This window comes from Lysobacter oryzae DSM 21044, from assembly GCF_059568595.1.
In genome coordinates this window covers 167770-187037 of sequence record NZ_JCANTQ010000014.1, presented here as the reverse complement: position 1 = coordinate 187037, position 19268 = coordinate 167770, and the positions used below count along the sequence as shown (strand labels likewise).

Here is a 19268-nt window from a genome sequence, read left to right as displayed (position 1 = left end):
TCGGTCCAGGGTCGCAGCCTTTCACCGGCCCTTAACGTACTTCGCAACACCGCACAGGGGGACACGCCATGAACAAGCCAATCTGGCTATTGCCGCTGCTGTTGCCGCTCGCCGGCGCAGCTTCGGCCCAGGACGCGGGCGCCTGCCCGTACCTCTCCGCCGACACCGGGCTGACCTGGGAACACCGCGGCAGCGCCAGCTCCGATTTCTGTCGCGCCCTGCGAGAGGACGGCAGCGAGGCGTTCGGCATGACCATTGCGAAGGACTCGCCGTTCAAGGCCAAGGGAGGCAACCGCGCCGAACGCGTGACCATCGACGGCCGCGAGGTCACCTGGTACCGGACGGAAATCGCCGGCACGCAGATCCAGGCGCGCGAAACCGCCGTGCAGCTGCCCGACGGCCGCATCGCCTACATGTGGGTGCAGGCCAATTCGCCGGAGCAGCTGAACCAGGTGCTGCAGCAGACGCAGTCGATGAAATTCGGTTCGACCCGGCTCAGCAGCAACTGACGCACGCAAACCACAAGCGGCGCCGGCGGGACGACTGCCGGCGCCGTTCTGTTTTTTGCGGCGTAGGATCGGCAGCGGACCGGTCCCTTCGGGACCGCGCGGAGGCACGGCCATGCTGAACCGACTGGGCGCCGAACTCGTCGGCACGTTCTGGCTGGTATTGGGCGGCTGCGGTAGCGCGGTGCTGGCGGCGAAATTCGGCGGCGACGGCAATCCGCTCGGCATCGGCCTGCTTGGCGTCTCGCTCGCCTTCGGCCTGACCGTACTGACCGGCGTGTACGCGCTCGGGCATATCTCCGGCGGCCATTTCAACCCGGCAGTCAGCCTAGGCCTGTGGGCCGGCGGCCGCTTCCCCGCGCGCGAGCTGCTGCCCTACATCGTGGCGCAGGTGACCGGCGCGATCCTCGCGGGCTTCATCCTGATGCAGATCGCCCGCGGCAGCGGCACGTTCGCTCTTGATCCCAATGCCGCCGGCGTGTTCGCCAGCAACGGCTACGGCGCGATGTCGCCCGGCGGCTACAGCGTGGCGGCGGCATTCCTGTGCGAAGTGGTGATGACCACGATGTTCCTGGTGGTGATCCTGGGCGCGACCCGGCCCGAAGTCCCGGCCGGTTTCCCACCGATCGCGATCGGCCTCGCCCTGACCCTGATCCACCTGGTCAGCATTCCGGTGACGAATACCTCGGTGAATCCCGCGCGCTCGACCGGCGTTGCGTTGTTCGCCGGCCCGGTCGCGCTGTCGCAGCTGTGGCTGTTCTGGCTGGCGCCGATCCTGGGCGGCCTGATGGGCGGCTACCTGCACCGCATGCTCGAACGCGAGTAAACGGGCCCAAAAACGCGAACGGCCACGCGCGAGGCGTGGCCGTTCTGCGAGTGCGGCGGGGCGCAATCACAGCATCAGAAGCGCCCTTCCTGGAAGTCCACGAACGCCTGCATGATTTCCTGCTTGGTGTTCATCACGAACGGGCCGTAACGCGCCACCGGCTCGCGCAGGGGGCGCCCGGCCACGAGGATCAGGCGCGCTTCCTTGCCCAGGGCCGTCGCCTTGAACACATCGCCGCCGCCGAGCACCGCCATTTCGTGCGTATCGAGCCGGCGCGCGTCTTCGCCGTCGCCGACGCTGGCCTCGCCCTCGAACACGTACGCGAACGCGTTGTGCCCTTCCGGCAGCGTGTATTCCCACGCGCTTCCCGCCGCCAGCGCGATGTCCAGGTAGACCGGCTCGGTCGCCGGCTGCGAGATCGGCCCACGCGCGCCATCGACCTCACCGGCGATCACCTTGACGCGCACGCCGTCGCGCGGCTGCACCAGCGGCATGCGTTCGGCCGGGAATTCCTGGTAACGCGGCTGCGTCATCTTCTCCTTGCCGGGCAGGTTGACCCACAGCTGGAAGCCGCGCATGCGGCCTTCCTCCTGTTCGGGCATTTCCGAATGCACCAGGCCGCGACCCGCGGTCATCCATTGCACGGAGCCCGGCGTCAGCAGTCCTTCGTTGCCGTGGTTGTCGCGATGGCGCATGCGGCCATCGAGCATGTAGGTCACGGTCTCGAAGCCACGATGCGGATGCTCGGGGAACCCGGCGAGGTAATCCTCCGGCCGGTCCGTGCCGAACTCGTCCAGCAGCAGGAACGGATCCAGGTCCGGCAACGTCGGCCCGCCGATCACGCGGGTCAGGCGCACGCCTGCACCGTCGGATGTGGCCTGGCCGCGCAGGGTGCGGACTGCGCGGGCGTAAGTGGTGGGGGCCAGGGTGTTCATTGGAAACGTGCTCCTGTGGGCTGCGCACAAGATGGCGTCGGGCGCCGCAAGCCCGTAGGGACATCGCGGCGAAGGACCGTTCCGGCGATGGGGTCAATGCGCGGCGGCAGCCGGAGCGCGCCGCGAATACACGTAGACGGTGGCCGGTGGCACGTTGCGCAGCACGAAGTCGCCACGGTGCACCTGCAGCCCCAGTTCCTTCACGACCGCCTCGGCCACCGGGGCCGTCGGACCGTAGGTGAACTGGACCAGCACGCCGTCGGGGCGCAGGCACTGCAGGGCCCCTTCCAGGATCTCGCGCTGCAACACGGGCGGCATGGTGAGCAGGCCCAGACCCGACACGACCGCGTCGGCGAGGCCATCGTCGAGATATCCGCAACCCGCCGCCAGCTCCGGCAGCGAACGCGCGTCCCCCAGCACCACGTGGACGGCGGGAAAGCGCGCATGCAGGTGCGTGTGCAGTTCCTCGTTGAGTTCCAGCACCAGCAGCTGGGTCGCATGGATGCCGGCGGCGAGCAGCTCGCGCGTGATGGCGCCGGTACCGCCACCCAGTTCGATCACGCGCTGCGTGTCCTCGGGCAGCTCGGCGATCATCGCGTAGGCGAGCTCCGAACTGGATGGCACGACCGCGGCGGTGCGCAACGGGTTCTTCAGCCATTGCCAGAAGAACTTCCAGACACCGGGGCGCGGTCGCTTCATGGGCTCACAGGCGGGTCAGCTTCCAGCAACGATGGATGCGGGCGTTGCGCTCGAAATCAAGCGGAATGGTATCCCGACTGATCTCGGTACAGCGCGCGAACTGCGCCACCGCCGCTTCATCGAGGCGGAAGCGGCGGAAGTTGTTGGAGAAATACAGCGCGCCCTCGCGCGACAGCCGGGCCACGGCCGCCTGCAACAGGGCGACGTGCACCGCCTGCACGTCGAAGTCGTCGGCACGCTTGGAGTTGGAGAAGGTCGGCGGGTCGCAGAAGATCAGGTCGTATTCGCCTTCGTCATGCGCCAGCCACTCCATCGCGTCGGCCTGCACCAGCCGGTGCCTGGTTCCACCGAAGCCGTTCTCGCGCAGGTTGTCCGCGCACCACTGCAGGTACGTGGCCGACAGGTCGACGGTGGTGGTCTGTCGCGCCCCACCCAACGCCGCGTGCACGGTCGCCGCGCCGGTGTAGGCGAAGAGGTTGAGGAAGCGCGCGTCGCGCGCTTCCTCGGCGATGCGCAGGCGCATCGGCCGGTGGTCGAGGAACAGCCCCGTGTCGAGGTAGTCGAACAGGTTCACCCGCAGCCGGGCGTCACCCTCGCGTACGACGATGAATTCGCCGCGCGTGTCGAATTGCCCGTACTTGCTCCCGCCCTTGCCGCGGGCGCGCGTCTTCAGCGCGATGCGTTCGCGCGGCACGTCGAAGACTTCGCGCGCGGCAGCCAGCGCCTCGTTGAGGCGGCGGCGCTGCACGTCCTGCGGGATCTCGGCGGGCGCGGCGTACTCCTGCACGTGCAGGAACCTGCGCGGCGGCGTTTCGTCGGTCTCGTAGACGTCGATCGCGGCCGCGTATTCGGGCAGGTCCGCGTCGTAGGCGCGATAGCAGTGCACGCCTTCGCGCTCGCGCCAGGACTTCAGCTTGCGCACGTTCTTGCGCAAACGGTTCGCGACCATCTGCGCGCCTTCGGACAAGGCCTGCGCCTGCTCCGGACGCTCGCGTTGCGGCGGCGCGACCGGGTCGGCGACGATCAGCGTGCATTCGATCGCGCCGTTGAACAGCTGGTATTTCTTCGCCGCGCGCAGGCCGGTGGCAAACGCCAGGTCGGCATCCCCGCAGAGCAGGCTGGCGCGCCATTGCGGGACGGTGCGCTTGAGGGCATCGCCGAGCGCTCGGTACAGCGCCGGATCGGCAGCCAGGCGGGCGTCGTAGGGCGGATTGCACGCGACCAGTCCCGGGGCCGCGCCTTCACTGATGGCCAGCTGGCGGACATCCTCGACTTTCCATTCGATCGCCGCGTCGACGCCCGCCGATTCCGCGTTCTCGCGGGCCGCGCGAATCGCATGCGGATCGATGTCGCTGCCACGGAACGCCGCCCGCAGTGCATCGCGCCCCTTCGCTTCACGCTCCAGCGCTTCCTCACGCAGGCGCGTCCACGCCTCGACATCGAAACCGCGCCAACGCGTCGGCCGGAATCCGCCTTCGCGATGCAGGCCCGGGGCGACGTCGGCCGCCATCATCGCCGCCTCGATCACCAGGGTGCCGCTGCCACACATCGGGTCGAGCAGTGCGCCGCCTTCGGCATACACGCGCGGCCAGCCGCCACGCAGCAGCACGGCCGCGGCGAGGTTCTCCTTCAGCGGCGCCTCGCCCTGCACGCGGCGCCAGCCACGGCGATGCAGCGGTCCGCCACCGAGGTCGACGGACAGCACCGCCCGCCCCTTGCGCACGACCAGGTTGAGCCGCAGGTCCGGCGCTTCGACGTCGACGTCCGGCCGCGCGCCGGTGCGCGCGCGCATCACGTCGACGACGGCGTCCTTCACCCGTTGCGCGGCGTAACGCGCGTGGGTGAGGGCGTCGCCGGAGACATGGGCGTCGACGGCGAGGGTGTCGCCGGCAGCGAGGTGCTGCGGCCAGTCGATCGCGGCGGCGCCCTCGTACAGCGCGCGCTCGTCGGGGCAGTCGAACTCCGCCAGCGGCCACAGCACGCGGCTGGCCAGGCGCGACCACAGCACGGCGCGCTGGGCGTCGAGCAGCGAGCCTTCGGCGTTCGCCCCGGCCATGGTCGCGGTGGCGCGCGTACAGCCCAGCGCCATCAACTCGTCGGCGAGCAGGTATTCCAGGCCCTTGCCACAACTGGCGAAAAACTTCACAGCGACTCCAGGAACTGGCCGAACGCGACGGCGCTGGCGTGGACATGCGACGACAACCGATGGGTGTCGTCGACCATCAGCAGGCGCGCGCGGCGCTGCTGCGCCCATTGCACGACCTGCAGGGCGGGGATCAATTCGTCATCCCAGCCATGGACGATGCTGGTCGGCACGCGTGCGGCCTCGATCGGATGCGAGGCATCAAGAGTGATCGGCGGCGCCATCAGGAACAGGCCCTTCACCGGCACCTGCATCGACACCTTGCCGGCGATCCAGGCGCCGAGGCTCGAACCCGCCAGCACCAGCGGGCCGCGTGCGGCGGCTTCGCGCGCGAGCGCGAGCAGGCGTTGCACGCGCGCGTGCACGTCGCCGAGACCGCTGATCTCGCGCTTCGCATCGAGGTCGGTGAAATCGGGTCGCTCGTGGGTCCAGCCGAGCTGGTCGGCGACATCCGCCAGGGCAGTCACCTTGGTGGGGTCGGGACCGCTCTCGAAACCGTGGCAGAGGATGCAGTGTCCGGGCATTTGGCGCAGTTGTAATCCGGTGGGGAGCGTGTGCGATCAAACGCCTCAAGATGGGCGACGCCGTCAGGCCAGCGCGACCACCGCATCGCCGAGGCGGAACACGCCGCCCTCGACGATCCGCGCGCACAGGCCGCCATGGCTGCGCATCGCGTTGAAGCCGCCCGGGCCGAGCGCCTTTTCCATGTTGGAACACGGATCGCACTCGCCCGTGCCTTCGAGCACGACCTCGCCGATGCGGAAGCGCCGTTCCTTCAGTGCGATCAAAGGCAGGCCCGAGACCACGACGTTCCGCCGCAACAGCGCAGGCAGCACGTTCGCGTTGCCCGATAGCGCAGCGATCACCGGCAGGTGCTCGGCCTGGATCAGGGTCACGCCGCGCTTGCCGCTGCCGCTGGCATAGCGGTCACCGGTTAGGCCCTTGCCGGCCAGGGCTTCGGCGGCATCCACCTCGCGCATCGCCTGGCCGCGGGCCGGACGCAGGCCGATCCACTCCACCCGGCCGGGACGCGGCAGGGTGGCCATCAGCTTGCCGAGTTCGGAGTCCGCCGGTGGCAGGGTCATGTCAGCCCTCACTGAGGCGAGCAGTTGGAACGAAGGCGAATGCTAGCATCCGCCGCATGTTGCCCGACCCGCCGCCGCTGCCCATCACCGTCGACCTGCTGCCCTACGAGGCCCGTCTCGACGAGCGGCCGTTGGCGCAGATCGACCTGGTGGTGATCCACTGCACCGAGCTGCCGGACATGGCGATGGCCAGGGAGTTCGGCGAACGCGAGCTGTATGCCTCGGGCACCGGCAACAGCGGCCACTACTACATCGACCGCGACGGCAGCGTCTTCCAGTACGTGCCGCTGGAGCGCATCGCGCACCACGTGCGCGGCTACAACACCCGCGCGATCGGAATCGAACTGGTGAACACCGGCCGCTATCCGGACTGGCACGATTCGCGCCACCAGGCGATGGACGAGCCGTACACCGAAGCGCAGATCGAATCCCTGATCGCCCTGCTGCAGACGCTGCAGGCGGACCTGCCGTCGCTGCGGCAGATCGCCGGCCACGAGGACCTCGATAGGGCCACCGAGCCCGCCGCAGACGATCCCGCAGTGCAGGTCGCGCGCAAGCGCGATCCGGGACCGCTGTTTCCGTGGCAGCGCGTGATGGATTCGGTGCGATTGCAGCGGCTGCGCCCCTGACACCACGGCCCGGAGCCGGGCGTCGGTCGCCGGCCGATATAATCCGGGCCTTCCCACGCCGGCCGCCACGCCCATGACCTCCCCCGTTTCCGAGCTCATCGAACTGCTTTCGCTCGAACGCCTGGAGGACAACCTGTTCCGCGGCCAGAGCCGCGACATCGGCACCAAGTACGTGTTCGGCGGCCAGGTCCTGGGCCAGGCGCTGTCGGCCGCTCAGGCGACGATGGATTCGGCGAGCGAGCCGCGCAATGCGCATTCGCTACACGCCTACTTCCTGCGCGCGGGCAACATCGAAGCACCGATCGTCTATGTCGTCGACCGCACGCGCGACGGCGGCAGCTTCTCGGTGCGGCGCGTGACCGCGATCCAGCACGGCCAGCCGATCCTGTTCCTCGCCGCCTCGTTCCAGAAGGACGAGGACAGCGGCGAGCACCAGCTGTCGATGCCGGAAGTGCCCAAGCCGGAGGACATCGATGCCGCGCCCGCGCTGGCGCCGGAGATCCTCGCGACGCTGCCGACCAAGGTGCAGCGCTGGGTGTCGCGGCAGGGGCCGTTCGAGTTCCGCCACGTGTACCCGCGCGACGAGCTCAACCCGCCCAAGCGCCCGCCTTACCAGCACGTGTGGTTTCGCCTGTCGGAGAAGGTCGGCGACGCGCCGGAACTGCACCGTGCCCTGCTCGCCTACTCGTCGGATTTCCACCTGCTCGGCACGGCGACCTTCCCGCATGGCATCAGCTACTACCAGCCGAACGTGCAGATGGCCTCGCTCGACCACGCGATGTGGTTCCACCGCCCGTTCCGCGCCGACGACTGGCTGCTGTATTCGATCGACAGTCCCAGCGCGCAGTCCGCGCGCGGCCTGGCCCGCGGCATGATCTACGACCGCGAGGGCCGGCTCGTCGCCAGCACCGCGCAGGAAGGCCTCATCCGCGTTGTCCACGCGAATGAGGAAAAGCAGGCCCGTGCCGGGCAAGACACCAAGGCGAAGTAACCGATGCGTCAGGTATTCAGCAGTCTTCGCCTCGAGAACGTCGAAGCGGTCGCGCAGTTGCTGCGCGATGCCGGCATCGAAGTGCGCATCAGCAACGGCCGCAGCTACAAGGGCAAGATGCGCAGCCGCGCCAGCTACAGCGACGATTCGGCGCCCAAGCCGGCGGTATGGGTGGTGCAGTCCGAGGACCACACCCGCGCCCGCGAGATCCTGCGCGACAACGGCCTGCTCGAATCCACGCGCCCCAGCGACAGCTTCCAGCCGCTGAGTTTCCGCACCGAGGAAGTGCGGCTGGAGAAATCGCCGGCGCAGAAGCGCATGTTCCGCTTCAAGCTCATCCTGCTGGGCGGCATCGTCCTGATCATCGTGCTGGCGATGCTGCGCGGCTGCTATGCGCCGCGGCAGGCGACGGCGCCAGCCAGGCCGGTTGTCTCGGACAAGGCCGCGCGCACCGGCGGCACGCCCGAGTCGCTGGCGCTGGCGGTATTCGCCAGGGAACTGGCCGCCCCGAAGATGGTGCTGTGCCTGGCCATCGACGATGCCGATGCCTCGGCCGCGGTGATTGCCGCCATGAAGCAGCCTGCCAACGAAGTCGTGCCCATGTCGCAATGCGTGCGCGAGTTCGACCCCGATCGCGGTAGCTACCAGGCGGCTACCGGCAAGCCGGCGCTGCTGGCGACGGTGCGCGCGTTCAAGCCGACCGGCCCCGACGCCGGCACCGTCGAGTTCGAGTCGTTCCACCACGGCCAGTTCGCGCACTACAAGACGCTGGAAGTGAAGCGCGTCGGCGGCGCCTGGCAGGTGGTCAAGGTGCTGCGCCACGTCGCCTCCTACGGCATGACCGAGTGAAGGCGCGCCGGACCGGCTACCTGTCCGGGCCCTGCGAGGACAGGCCGCAGCCACGGGTTCACCCGGTGAACGCAACGACCGCGCGCGGCGGCGCTATGCTGCCCGCATGGGCACCGATCCCGGCCAGTACGCAGACGACTTCCGCCTGTTCCAGACCACCGAGCACACCTGTGGCTACTGGTCCGATCGCGTTGCGCGCGACCTCGTCTTCGACCCGCGTGATCCGCGCATGCAGCACCTGTATCCCCTGGCGCTGGGCTGGGGATTCCGCCGTTCCGGCGACATCGTCTACCGGCCGCACTGCGCGCACTGCCGCGCCTGCGTGGCGGTACGCGTCCCGGTTGCGCGTTTCCGTCCGGATCGCAGCCAGCGCCGCTGCCTGGCGCGCAACGCGCGGCTGGACATGCGCGTGCGTCCCGCGGAGCGCACCGAGGAGCAACTCGCGCTGTACCGGCGTTATCTCGCGGCCCGGCACGCGGGCGGTGGCATGGACGGCCACGGCGCGACGGAGTTCGACCAGTTCCTGGTCGGCAGTTGGAGCGAAGGCCGCTTCATCGAACTGCGTGAACATGCCGACCATGGCAGCGGCAGGCTGCTGGCCGTCGCGGTTACCGACGTGGTCGATTCCGCGCTGTCCGCGGTGTACACGTTCTACGACCCGGAATTCTCCGATCGGGGTCTGGGCACGCTGGCCATCCTCAAGCAGATCGAATGGGCGCGCAGCACCGGGCGGACGCATCTCTACCTCGGCTACTGGATCGCCGGCCACGGCAAGATGGACTACAAGCGCAGGTTCCGTCCGCTCGAAGGCTTCGACGGACGCGAATGGCGGGAACTGGATTTCACCGCGGCGTAGGCAGTGCCATCCCGCATTCATGATCCGGTAACACCCGCGCCGTGAAGTACGCGGTCATCGATCGCACCTCGCGATCGCAAGGGGACCGCATCCATGAAGACCCGCATCGCCATCCCGGCCGCCGCCTTGCTGTGCCTGTCGCTGGCTGCCTGTTCGCAGGCCGAATCCAGGGACGCCAGCCTGCCCGGCGACCGGGTGATCGGCATCGTCCAATGCGACGACTACCTCGCCCGGGTAGATGCCTGCATCCACGGCAAGGTGCCGGCGAGCGAGCGCGCGGCGTTGGCGAGCGAGGCGCACCAGTTGTTCACCACCTGGAAGGAGGCGGCCGCCGATCCGCAGCATCGCGCCACGCTGCCGCAGGCCTGCAGCATCACCCATGACGTGGCAAAGGACGAGTTCGCGAAGTACGGCTGCGCGCTCTAGGGCGCGCGCTGGTACACGCTCAGGGCTTGGGCGGCGTCTGCGTCGGCGCATCGCTCGCCGCCGGCACCGACTGCGGCGCCGCTTGCGCGGGTGCGGCCGTGGGCCCGACCGGCGGCAAGGTCTGCGCGGGCAGGCCGCCGAAGCGCGGCTGGAACCCGAACTGCTCGTCGCCGTGCGCCGACACGATCATGCGCACCATCGAGCCCGGCACCATCAGTTCGATCTGCACCGTCTTGCCCTGCGCGGTCTGCCCGGCGAGGGTCATCTCGATCAGTGCGCCCGCGGTATCGACTTCCTGGCACAGGACGTGCTGGTTGTCGCCTTCGCCGATGAGGTAGGGCTTGATCGGCTCACCGAGCGCCTCGAGCGCCTGCGGATGGAAGAAGACGAAATAGCCGTGTGCATCGTTCATGGAAGCGCTCCGGTTCAGTGACGTAGGGCTGCGTCCAACAGCCCGATGTTCAGCGCAGCTCGATGCGCAGGCCCGCGGCCGCATCTCGGGCACGTTCGCGGGCCTGTTCGACGGTGTCCGCCAGCGCCAGGGTCACCGCCACGCGGCGGTGGCCTTCGACCCGCGGCTTGCCGAACAGGCGCAGCTGCGTGTCGGCCTGCGCCAGCGCGGAATCGACGCCGTCGAACACCGGCACGCCGTGTCCCTGGGCCAGCACCGCGCACGAGGCCGCCGCGCCCTGCGCGCGGATCGCGGGGATGGGCAATCCGAGGATCGCGCGCGCATGCAGGGCGAACTCGCTCAGGTCCTGCGAGGCCAGCGTAACCAGCCCGGTGTCGTGTGGGCGTGGCGAGACTTCGCTGAACCACACCTCGTCGCCCTGCACGAACAGCTCGACGCCGAAGACGCCCCAGCCGCCGAGGTCGTCCGTGATCGCGCGGGCGATCTGCTGCGCGCGCTCCAGTGCCCTGGCCGACATCGGCTGCGGCTGCCAGCTCTCGCGGTAGTCGCCGTCGCGCTGCAGGTGGCCGATCGGCTCGCAGAAGCTGGTGCCGTCGCGATGCCGGACCGTCAGCAGGGTGATTTCGTAGTCGAAACGGACGAAGCCTTCGACGATCACGCGGCCGGCGCCGGCGCGGCCGCCGGTCTGCGCGTAGTCCCACGCGGCGTCCACCTCGGCCGCGCTGCGCACCAGCGACTGGCCCTTGCCCGACGACGACATCACTGGCTTGACCACGCATGGCAGGCCGATCGCCTGCACCGCATCGCGGTAGTCCTCGACGGTATCGACGAACCGGTACGGTGAGGTCGGCAGGCCCAGCGTCTCCGCCGCGAGCCGGCGGATGCCTTCCCGATCCATGGTCAGCCGCGCGGCGCGCGCGGTCGGGATGACGCGGGTACCGGTGCCGCGCTCGGCGAATTCCTGCTCCAGTTCCACCAGCGTCTGCGTGTGAATCGCCTCGATCTCGGGGACGATCAGGTGTGGGCGTTCCAGCGCGACCAGCGCGCGGATGGCCGCGCCGTCGAGCATGTCGAGCACGTGGCTGCGATGGGCGACTTGCATCGCCGGCGCGTCGGCATAGCGGTCGGCGGCGATGACCTCGACGCCGAAACGCTGCAACTCGATCGCCACTTCCTTGCCAAGCTCGCCCGAACCGAGCAGGAGCACGCGGCAGGCATGTGGGGAAAGCGGCGTACCGAGCTGGGTCATGGGAGCGTTGCGCATGGCGCTGGACGTGGGGCCCGCTAGTTTAGCGGCCAGCTTCGGTCGTGACCGGATTGCGCCACGCGTGCGATGCTTCCGCCATGTCGCGTATCGGCCGCCCCCTGCTGCTGCTCGTCCTTGCCGTGCTCTGCATCGCGGGCTGCTCGCGCGATGGCGCCACGACCGGCGAAGCCCATGGTGGTTCATTGACCGGCGTGTTGCTGGACTCGCAACTGGCGGAGATAAGCGGTCTTGCGGCCTCGCGCCGGCATCGCGATGTGCTGTGGCTGCACGACGACGGCGGCAATCCCGCGCGGCTGTTCGCGGTCAACACCGACGGCGACCGCCTGGCCACCGTGCGCATCGAAGGCGTAACCAAGACCGACTGGGAGGACATGGCCGCCTTCCGCATGGACGGACACGACTACCTGCTGGTCGCCGACACCGGCGACAACGGCGGCTTGCGCCGCACCCTGCAACTGCACGTGATCGAGGAGCCCGCGCAGCTGCAGAACGCGCGGCTCAGGCCGGCTTGGTCGATCGCCTTCCGCTGGCCCGATGGCGCGCGCGATTGCGAAGCCGTTGCGGTCGACGAACAGGCGGGGCAGGTGCTGCTGATCTCCAAGAAGCGGCAGCCGCCCGAGGTGTTCGTGCTGCCGCTGCGGGCGCAGCACGGAATCCAGACGGCCCGCCGCATCGCCACCCTCGCCGGCGTCCCGCAACCAACCGAGGCGGAGTTGCGCGCCAACCCCAAGCAGGCGCGGATCATGAACCAGGTCACCGCGGCCGATATTTCGCCCGACGACCGCACGCTTGCGGTGATGACCTACCGCAACCTCCTGCTCTACCCGCGTCTTGGCGGGCAGTCGTGGGAGCAGGCCGTCGCCGCCGCGCCCAAGGTCACCGAATTGCCGTGGATCCCGCAGGCCGAAGCCCTGGGGTGGGCGCGCGACGGCAAGGCCCTGTATGCGACCGGGGAATTCATTCCGGCACCGCTGTATCGCATCGAGCCGTAAAGCTGGCGCCGCAGTTCTTGACGGGAATGCTCGGGCGTTCGACCGTTCATCGGCCGCCGCTTGCTGTTGATATCAGATTGATATCACCATTACGGCAACCCAGGAGACCCGCCATGAAAGAGAACCCGACCCAGTCCCTCCCCGGCATCCCGACCCTGCTCGGCCTGATCGTGGGCGGATTGCTGGCCGCCTACCTGTTCGTGACGGGCGCCGCCGCGGGGTCGCCGGTCATGCTGGCCGCAGCAGCCGTGATCGGCGTCCTGGCCTTCTTCTGCCTGTTCGGCCTCTACATGGTCGAACCGAACCAGGCTGCCGTGCTCAGCCTGTTCGGCAAGTACATCGGCACCGTCAAGGACAACGGCCTGCGCTGGAACAACCCCTTCTACGCTAAGAAGAAGATCAGCCAGCGCGTGCGCAACTTCGAGAGCGGCAAGCTCAAGGTCAACGAACTGGATGGCTCGCCGATCGAGATCGCCGCGGTGATCGTGTGGCAGGTCGTCGACAGCGCCGAGGCCGTCTACAACGTCGACGACTACGAAAGCTTCGTGCATATCCAGTCCGAGTCGGCGCTGCGTGCCATGGCCACCAGCTATCCCTACGACCAGCACGAGGAAGGCCAGCTCGCGCTGCGCAGCCACGCCACCGAGATCAGCCAGCACCTGCGCCAGGAACTGGCCGACCGCCTCGCCGATGCGGGCGTGCAGGTGCTGGATGCGCGCATCAGCCACCTCGCCTACGCACCCGAGATCGCCCAGGCGATGCTGCAGCGCCAGCAGGCCAACGCGATCATCGCCGCGCGCACGCGCATCGTTGCCGGCGCCGTGGGCATGGTCGAAATGGCGCTGGCCGAATTGCAGAAGAACGGCGTCGTGCACCTCGACGAGGAACGCAAGGCGCAGATGGTGAGCAACCTGCTGGTGGTCCTGTGCGGCGAACGCGCCACCCAGCCGATCGTCAACGCCGGCACGCTGTACTGAGGACGCCGCCATGACAGCGTCCATCGGTGCCATTGGTGCCATCGTCGTCATCCTGGTCGTCGCGATCGCGGCCAGCCGGCGCCGGCAACGGCGCAAGGACTGAAGCGGTGGCGGAGAAGAAGGCCTATCCGCTTCGCATCAACGCCGACGTGCTCAACGCGGCGCAGCGCTGGGCCGACGACGAACTGCGCAGCCTCAACGCCCAGATCGAGTACGTGCTGCGCGATGCGTTGCGCAAGGCGGGACGGCTGCCGAAGCCGCCCCAGGACGACCCCCCGGAGCAGGACGAGTGAGCGCACACACCAACACCGGCGCGCCGCGCTGGACGACCGACGCCAGGATCGCGCTAGTCTGGGGCGCGCTCGCCGCGGTGAGCGTCGTCGCGGTGCTGCCGTATCTGTTGCAGACGATTCCCGGCGCGGCGGAACGTGTGCCGGTGCCACTGCCGGTGCTCGCCGCGCTCCAGGCGATGCAGGCGTTCGTGCTGCTCGGACTGCTGTCCTTCGCCGGTCTGCGCATGGGGCATCGGGTCGGGCTCGGCAGTCCGCTGCTGCAAGCGCTGGTCGCCAGGCGGAAGCCCGCCTGGCCGCGGCTGCGGCCTTATCAAGCCGTGGTGCTGGGCGTGCTTGCGGCGAGCGCGATCGTCGCTGCCAGCCTCGTTCTGGATCCGCTGCTGCCTCGCCCGCTGCATCCGCTCGCCGATCCCGGCGCCGGCCGCTCCGCGCTCAACGGTCTGCTTGCCTCGTTCTACGGCGGCATCGCCGAGGAACTACAACTGCGCCTGTTCCTGATGACGCTGGTGGCGTGGCTGCTGGCGCGCTTCGGCCGCCGGCAACTCCCGCCTGCTGCTTACTGGGTCGCCATCCTGTTCGCGGCCGTGCTGTTCGGCATGGGCCACCTGCCGGCGGCCGCGGCGCTGTGGGGCCTGGATGGCATCGTGGTCGCGCGCACGCTGCTGCTCAATGGCCTTGCCGGCATCGTCTTCGGCTGGCTGTACTGGAAGCGCGGCATCGAGATGGCGATGCTCGCCCACTTCAGCGCCGACATCGTGCTGCATGTCCTGGCGCCGCTTGCAGGAAATGCCACGCCATGAACCGCTCGGCACACCAGGAATTCGCGGTCACGCCCCCGGACCTGCGCAAGGCCTGGTTCTTGCCCGGACTGGCCATGATGGCCGCTGGCGCGGGCATGGTGGTCGCGGCGCGCGCGGAACCCAAGCTGCTCTTGTTCCTTCCCGTGTTGCTGCTGTCTGCCGTCCTGATCGCGATCGTGATCCGCCGGCGGCGCGTTGAAATCGACGCGGGCGAACTGCGGGTGCATGCGGGCATGTATTCCCGACGCATCGCCCTTGGCGAGCTGGACCTCAATGATGCAAGGATCATCGACCTGCGCGAACGCACGGAACTCCGTCCGATCCTGAAGCTGATGGCGACCCGCCTTCCCGGCCTGAAACTCGGGCACTTCCGCCTGCGCGATCGCAGCCGCGCCTTCGTGCTGTTGACCAATCCTTCCCGGGTACTGGTCTTGAACGAACGCTCCGGTCGCCGCCTGCTGTTGAGCCTGGACAAGCCGCAGGCGCTGCTGGATGTCCTGCGAGCCGCGACACCGTCCTGACCACGCGCCACGGCGCGCAAGGAGTCTGTGATGAAACCTTTCACTTCCCTAGCCTGCCTGCTGCTGGCCGTGATCGCACTGCTGCAGCTCACCCGCCTGCTGCTTGGCTGGGACATCATCGTCAACGGCTATGCCGTGCCGCTATGGCCCAGCGGTGTCGCCGCCCTCGTGACCGGCGCAGTGTCGCTGCTGGCCTGGCGCGAATCGCGTCACTGACGCGAGCGTCCCGGAACGAATGTGATGGGCGTCGTCGCTGCAACGAGACGGCGCTTGGCGTAACCGCGCATTGGTGGCGGGACGGCGCAGCCGGCCGCCCCACAATCGGCGCCCTGGGGACGACCGGGGAGCAGACGCAATGCGAAGCACGCTGTCGGCTGGGCGATACGAGGTCGTGTCGCCCACGCGAAAGGCCATCGCCATGCCAGCCGCAGGCGTCGGCGCAGGCACGGCCGCGATCGCCTTGCTCGCATTCCTGCCCGCCCCGGTACGCGCGCAACCCTCGCTGTGGGCGGCCGCACTCGGCCTGTTCCTTGTCGTTGCATTGCTTTGTTGCCAGGTCAGGCGCCGCTCGGTGACGCTCGAAGCGGACGTGCTGGTAATCCGCGCGGGCGTGCATACGCGCCGAGTGAAAGCCTCGCGACTGGAGCTCGAACGCGCCCGCATCGTCGATCTCGAGGAACGCACCGAACTGCTGCCGGGCCGCGGTACCTTCGGCGCCTCCCTGCCCGGCTACCAGACGGGCTGGTTCCGCACGCGCCAATGGGGCAAAGGCTTCTACCTGTTGACCGACCGGCGACGCGTGCTGTGGCTGCCCGAGCATGGTGGCCCGCACCTGCTGCTCTCGCTGCAGCAGCCGCAGGTGCTGCTCGCCGCGCTCAATGCAATGGCGCCGCGCATCTACACCAGCTAACCTTCGGCGATGCGCGCCGCCTCGCACCTGCTGCTGAACACGCCGGATATCGAGATCTGGCCCGGCGGCCTGCTGCGGGCGCGCAGCAACCACGATGCGCGTGCGCTTTCGCGCGCCCGGCACGTGCTGCGGCGCAAGCGCGATGGCCAGTACCTCGCCGCGGATCTGCCCGAAGGGTTGCTTGCCCTGGTTCCACGTCTGCGACGCGAAGCCGGCATCGAAGTTGCGCTCGCCCTGCTCGACCACCTTGCCGAACCCCGTCGCGCCGGCCTGGACACGATCGGTGAACTACCGCTTGAACGCCTGCAGGAACGCCTGCATTCGCTCGGCCTGGACCACGGTTACGGTGAACGCACCGGCCTGCCGCTGGTAGCCGAGCCGGTGGCGCTCGCGCTCGCCGGCTTCGACCGCTTCCGCCGTCCGCTGTGGCTGGTCTCGCCCGCGGCGCGGGCCTGGCGCTCGATGCAGGCCGCGGCCTTGCACGACGGCGTGGTGCTGGAATCGATCTCGGGTTATCGCGGCCACGATTACCAGTTGGGGATCTTCGAGCGCAAGCTCGCGCGCGGGCTGACGGTGGACGAGATCCTCACCGTCAACGCGGCGCCGGGTTACAGCGAGCACCATTCCGGCCGCGCGCTCGACATCGGCACCCTGGACGAGCCGCCCGCGGAAGAAAGCTTCGAGCGCACGGGCGCCTTCGCATGGCTGCGGGACAACGCGGCCGGCTACGGATTCGTGATGAGCTACCCGCGCGACAACCCGCACGGCATCGTCTACGAGCCTTGGCACTGGCGCTTCGACGCCTGATCGCGCGGACGAGCGCCTACTCCTGCGAACGCTTCGTCGGCTCCTTCGCCTTCGTGCCCGCGTCGGCGATCCGCCATAGGTACAGGCTCGCATAGGTCCGGTACGGACCCCAACGCTCGCCTCGCTCCAGCAACTCCTTCGGCTTGAGCATTTCGTCGAGCTTGTCGACGACCTGCGCCCCCTTGCGCACGCCAAGGTCATCCACGGGCAGCACGTCGGGGCGTCCGAGGCGGAACATCAGCATCATTTCCACCGTCCAGCGGCCGATGCCGCGGATGTGGGTCAGCGCCTCGATGATCGCGTCGTTGTCCATCGTGCTCATGCGGCGCAGGTCCGGGATCTCGCCGCGCTCCTCCCGCGCGGCCAGGTCGCGCAGCGCGAGCGTCTTGTTGCCGGAGACACCGCAGGCGCGCAGGGCGGGGTCATCGATCTTCGCCAGCGTGTCGCAGTGGAAGCGGTCGCTGCCAATGGCGACTTCCACCCGCCCCACGATCGTCGCCGCCGCCTTGCCGCTGAGCTGCTGGTACAGGATCGCCCGGGCCAGCGCGTCGACCGGATCGAACGGCTTGCGCCAGCGTGGATCCCGCTCGATCGGCCCCAGCTTCTTCATCCACGCACCGAGCTTGCGATCGCGCCGGGTGAGGTGGTCGAAGGCGGCATCGGTATCAAACCCGCGGCTGTGTCGCGGCATCGGTCAGCGCCTCAGCGATGCGGCCGCGTAGAGCAGCCAGGACAGAATCAGCACGCCGCCGCCGAAGGGTGCGAGCCGCAGGGGCAGGTCCAGCGCATGGTGCAGGACGAGGCTGCCGGAAAACAGCAGGGTGCCAAGCAACAGCCCGCTCAGCGATAGGAAGTGCGCCCGCAGGCGCGCCGGCGGCGCGAGGGTAGCGAGGGCGACGCCGTGGCCGAACGCGACGGCCGCCGCGGTCTGCAACGCCGCCTGTGCCTGCCCGTGGACGGCGTGGCTTGCATAGGCCGCCAAGGCCACGGCCAGCGCCGCGAGCACGGCCCCGGACGCGGTGAGCACGCGCAGTCGCAGGGCAAGTTCGTCAGGTGTGTACATGCGCACACGATACGCCGTGGGCGATCCCCGTGGACGGCGGCTGGCCGTCCGCCAGAAAGCAAAACGCCGCGCGGTGCGCGGCGTCTTGCTGGAACGATGCGGGGTCGCTTACTTGACCGCCCACACCACGTCGTACTCGCCTTCCTGGCCCGGGGCGAAGCCCGGGTCGATGCCGTTCTTCCACGACTCGTAGGCGCGCTCGGTGGTCTCGTAACCGCGGGTCATCGCCCACGCGCGCAGTGCGTCGCGCACGTTCTGCAGGTTCGACATGTGGCCCTTGAACGGCACGGTGGCGATCTTGCTCGGAGCGTTGTAGAGCAGCTCGACGTTGTTCGCCAGCTTCAGGCCTTCCAGCTTGACGGTCGGGTCGGTGCCCGCCTTGCGGACCTGCTGGGCGACGTCGAACGAGTAGATCGAGCTGCCGTATTCGTTGGTGATGATGCGCACCGGGCCGATGGCTTCCAGGCCATTGGCGGCGATGTTCTTCTTGATCCACTCGATGTTGGTCTTCATCTGGTTCTGGATCGTGATCTGGTTCAGCGGAACCGCGGCATTCAGCACCAGCAGGTTCTCGCCCGGACGGTCGACCAGCTTCGGCGCCATCGACGGATCGTCCTTGCCCAGCACCGTGTAGTCGAGGTTCGGGATGGTGGCCAGCATGTTGCTGAGGCTGGCCAGGCCGAGCTTCATCTTCTCGCCGATGTGGCTGGTCACGTACAGGCCCGAGTAGCGGCCCAGCAGGTTCATGCCGTAGTCGACGTCGTAGCTCTGGGTGATCTGGATGTTGCGGCCGCCCTTGCCGGTGGGGGTGAACGTGAATTCCGAACGCTTGTTGTGGCCGCGGTCGACGTCTTCGATGGCGTAAGCGACGAGCTTGCCCGGTTCGCTCTTGCTGATCGTCCAGCTACCCGATCCCAGTGCCTTCTCTTCCGACTGCCAGCTGACCTTGGAACCAACGCCCGATTCCGGGCCCGACACGTTGATCTTGATCTTGGGGTCGCCGGCGACGGACGGGTTCCAGTCCTTGAAGCGGCGCACGCTGTTCAAGGTGTCGAAGACGATGGTCATCTTGCGGTTGGTCTCAACCGAGTTTTCCAGATGACGGCTCGACGGCAGGATGAAGCCGACGACAGTGAACAGCACGGCGACGATCGCCAGGGAAATCAGGATCTCGAGCAGACGGGTCATTCAGGTTCTCCAGGGCCCGGTCTCGGCAATCGGCCGGGGCGCAAGTCGGCAATCGTAACCCAGCAGGCGGCTGCACGGCAGCATCGACGCGGG

At 68.6% G+C, this 19268-nt stretch carries 25 protein-coding genes; 15 read left to right on the top strand and 10 right to left on the bottom strand.

The window, feature by feature from the left end:
- Window positions 1-68 precede the first annotated feature (68 nt).
- Window positions 69-509 (top strand): hypothetical protein, encoded by a 441-nt coding sequence (locus BP05_RS14845; protein ID WP_496364828.1) that lies wholly within the window; start codon window positions 69-71, stop codon window positions 507-509.
- Between the two features lie 112 nt (window positions 510-621).
- Window positions 622-1332 carry an aquaporin Z gene (gene aqpZ, locus BP05_RS14840; RefSeq protein ID WP_496364826.1) on the top strand — a complete coding sequence of 237 codons (711 nt, stop codon included), beginning with the start codon at window positions 622-624 and terminating at the stop codon, window positions 1330-1332.
- 74 nt (window positions 1333-1406) lie between these two features.
- Here the strand turns inward: aqpZ and BP05_RS14835 are convergent, their stop codons facing one another.
- The 5 genes from BP05_RS14835 to BP05_RS14815 all read right to left on the bottom strand — a co-directional run bounded on the left by BP05_RS14835 (window position 1407) and on the right by BP05_RS14815 (window position 6194).
- Window positions 1407-2267, bottom strand: a complete 861-nt coding sequence (locus BP05_RS14835; protein WP_496364825.1) for a pirin family protein — start codon at window positions 2265-2267, stop codon at window positions 1407-1409.
- 93 nt (window positions 2268-2360) lie between these two features.
- Window positions 2361-2966, bottom strand: coding sequence for a class I SAM-dependent methyltransferase (locus tag BP05_RS14830; RefSeq protein ID WP_496364823.1), 606 nt, complete (start codon window positions 2964-2966; stop codon window positions 2361-2363).
- Window positions 2967-2970: 4 nt separating this feature from the next.
- Window positions 2971-5112, bottom strand: a complete 2142-nt coding sequence (gene rlmKL / locus BP05_RS14825) for a bifunctional 23S rRNA (guanine(2069)-N(7))-methyltransferase RlmK/23S rRNA (guanine(2445)-N(2))-methyltransferase RlmL (RefSeq protein ID WP_496364821.1) — start codon at window positions 5110-5112, stop codon at window positions 2971-2973.
- The gene (locus tag BP05_RS14820; protein ID WP_496364819.1) at window positions 5109-5633 is read right to left on the bottom strand and encodes an alpha/beta hydrolase; all 525 of its coding nucleotides are present in this window, start codon (window positions 5631-5633) and stop codon (window positions 5109-5111) included. The genes rlmKL and BP05_RS14820 overlap by 4 nt, the downstream gene beginning before the upstream one ends.
- A gap of 63 nt (window positions 5634-5696) precedes the next feature.
- The gene (locus tag BP05_RS14815; protein WP_496364818.1) at window positions 5697-6194 is read right to left on the bottom strand and encodes an MOSC domain-containing protein; all 498 of its coding nucleotides are present in this window, start codon (window positions 6192-6194) and stop codon (window positions 5697-5699) included.
- A 56-nt stretch (window positions 6195-6250) separates the two neighbouring features.
- Here BP05_RS14815 and BP05_RS14810 point away from each other — a divergent pair, with 56 nt between their 5' ends.
- The 5 genes from BP05_RS14810 (at window position 6251) to BP05_RS14790 (ending at window position 9945) form a co-directional block, all read left to right on the top strand.
- Window positions 6251-6823 carry an N-acetylmuramoyl-L-alanine amidase gene (locus BP05_RS14810; protein WP_496364817.1) on the top strand — a complete coding sequence of 191 codons (573 nt, stop codon included), beginning with the start codon at window positions 6251-6253 and terminating at the stop codon, window positions 6821-6823.
- A 73-nt stretch (window positions 6824-6896) separates the two neighbouring features.
- Window positions 6897-7814, top strand: coding sequence for an acyl-CoA thioesterase (locus BP05_RS14805; RefSeq protein WP_496364815.1), 918 nt, complete (start codon window positions 6897-6899; stop codon window positions 7812-7814).
- A 3-nt stretch (window positions 7815-7817) separates the two neighbouring features.
- Window positions 7818-8663 carry a hypothetical protein gene (locus tag BP05_RS14800; RefSeq protein ID WP_496364813.1) on the top strand — a complete coding sequence of 282 codons (846 nt, stop codon included), beginning with the start codon at window positions 7818-7820 and terminating at the stop codon, window positions 8661-8663.
- Between the two features lie 106 nt (window positions 8664-8769).
- Complete coding sequence (locus BP05_RS14795) at window positions 8770-9519, top strand: arginyltransferase (RefSeq protein WP_496364811.1); 750 nt, start codon at window positions 8770-8772, stop codon at window positions 9517-9519.
- 93 nt (window positions 9520-9612) lie between these two features.
- On the top strand, window positions 9613-9945 hold the full coding sequence (locus tag BP05_RS14790; protein WP_496364809.1) for a hypothetical protein: 333 nt from the start codon (window positions 9613-9615) through the stop codon (window positions 9943-9945).
- Window positions 9946-9964: 19 nt separating this feature from the next.
- Here BP05_RS14790 and BP05_RS14785 read toward each other — a convergent pair whose 3' ends face one another.
- Window positions 9965-10357, bottom strand: a complete 393-nt coding sequence (locus tag BP05_RS14785) for a hypothetical protein (protein WP_496364807.1) — start codon at window positions 10355-10357, stop codon at window positions 9965-9967.
- 49 nt (window positions 10358-10406) lie between these two features.
- Window positions 10407-11606, bottom strand: coding sequence for a formate-dependent phosphoribosylglycinamide formyltransferase (gene purT / locus BP05_RS14780; protein WP_496364805.1), 1200 nt, complete (start codon window positions 11604-11606; stop codon window positions 10407-10409).
- Window positions 11607-11701: 95 nt separating this feature from the next.
- Here purT and BP05_RS14775 point away from each other — a divergent pair, with 95 nt between their 5' ends.
- From BP05_RS14775 to BP05_RS14740, 8 genes are all read left to right on the top strand, one after another.
- Entirely contained in the window at window positions 11702-12616 is a 915-nt protein-coding gene (locus BP05_RS14775) for a hypothetical protein (protein ID WP_496364803.1), read from the top strand.
- 113 nt (window positions 12617-12729) lie between these two features.
- Window positions 12730-13593, top strand: a complete 864-nt coding sequence (locus BP05_RS14770; RefSeq protein WP_496364801.1) for an SPFH domain-containing protein — start codon at window positions 12730-12732, stop codon at window positions 13591-13593.
- 107 nt (window positions 13594-13700) lie between these two features.
- A complete protein-coding gene (locus tag BP05_RS14765; RefSeq protein ID WP_496364799.1) occupies window positions 13701-13886 on the top strand; it encodes a type II toxin-antitoxin system antitoxin in 186 nt (61 codons plus the stop codon).
- Entirely contained in the window at window positions 13883-14686 is an 804-nt protein-coding gene (locus tag BP05_RS14760; protein ID WP_496364797.1) for a CPBP family intramembrane glutamic endopeptidase, read from the top strand. The genes BP05_RS14765 and BP05_RS14760 overlap by 4 nt, the downstream gene beginning before the upstream one ends.
- Window positions 14683-15207, top strand: coding sequence for a PH domain-containing protein (locus BP05_RS14755; RefSeq protein WP_496364795.1), 525 nt, complete (start codon window positions 14683-14685; stop codon window positions 15205-15207). The genes BP05_RS14760 and BP05_RS14755 overlap by 4 nt, the downstream gene beginning before the upstream one ends.
- Before the next feature lie 30 nt (window positions 15208-15237).
- Complete coding sequence (locus BP05_RS14750) at window positions 15238-15423, top strand: hypothetical protein (RefSeq protein WP_496364793.1); 186 nt, start codon at window positions 15238-15240, stop codon at window positions 15421-15423.
- Between the two features lie 202 nt (window positions 15424-15625).
- Window positions 15626-16117 (top strand): hypothetical protein, encoded by a 492-nt coding sequence (locus tag BP05_RS14745; protein ID WP_496364791.1) that lies wholly within the window; start codon window positions 15626-15628, stop codon window positions 16115-16117.
- Window positions 16118-16126: 9 nt separating this feature from the next.
- Window positions 16127-16924, top strand: a complete 798-nt coding sequence (locus BP05_RS14740) for a M15 family metallopeptidase (RefSeq protein WP_496364789.1) — start codon at window positions 16127-16129, stop codon at window positions 16922-16924.
- A gap of 16 nt (window positions 16925-16940) precedes the next feature.
- Here the strand turns inward: BP05_RS14740 and BP05_RS14735 are convergent, their stop codons facing one another.
- The 3 genes from BP05_RS14735 to BP05_RS14725 form a co-directional block, all read right to left on the bottom strand.
- On the bottom strand, window positions 16941-17615 hold the full coding sequence (locus BP05_RS14735; protein WP_496364787.1) for a DNA-3-methyladenine glycosylase family protein: 675 nt from the start codon (window positions 17613-17615) through the stop codon (window positions 16941-16943).
- 3 nt (window positions 17616-17618) lie between these two features.
- On the bottom strand, window positions 17619-17987 hold the full coding sequence (locus BP05_RS14730; RefSeq protein WP_496364785.1) for a DUF423 domain-containing protein: 369 nt from the start codon (window positions 17985-17987) through the stop codon (window positions 17619-17621).
- A 108-nt stretch (window positions 17988-18095) separates the two neighbouring features.
- On the bottom strand, window positions 18096-19175 hold the full coding sequence (locus BP05_RS14725) for a polyketide cyclase (RefSeq protein ID WP_496364783.1): 1080 nt from the start codon (window positions 19173-19175) through the stop codon (window positions 18096-18098).
- Between the last annotated feature and the right edge of the window lie 93 nt (window positions 19176-19268).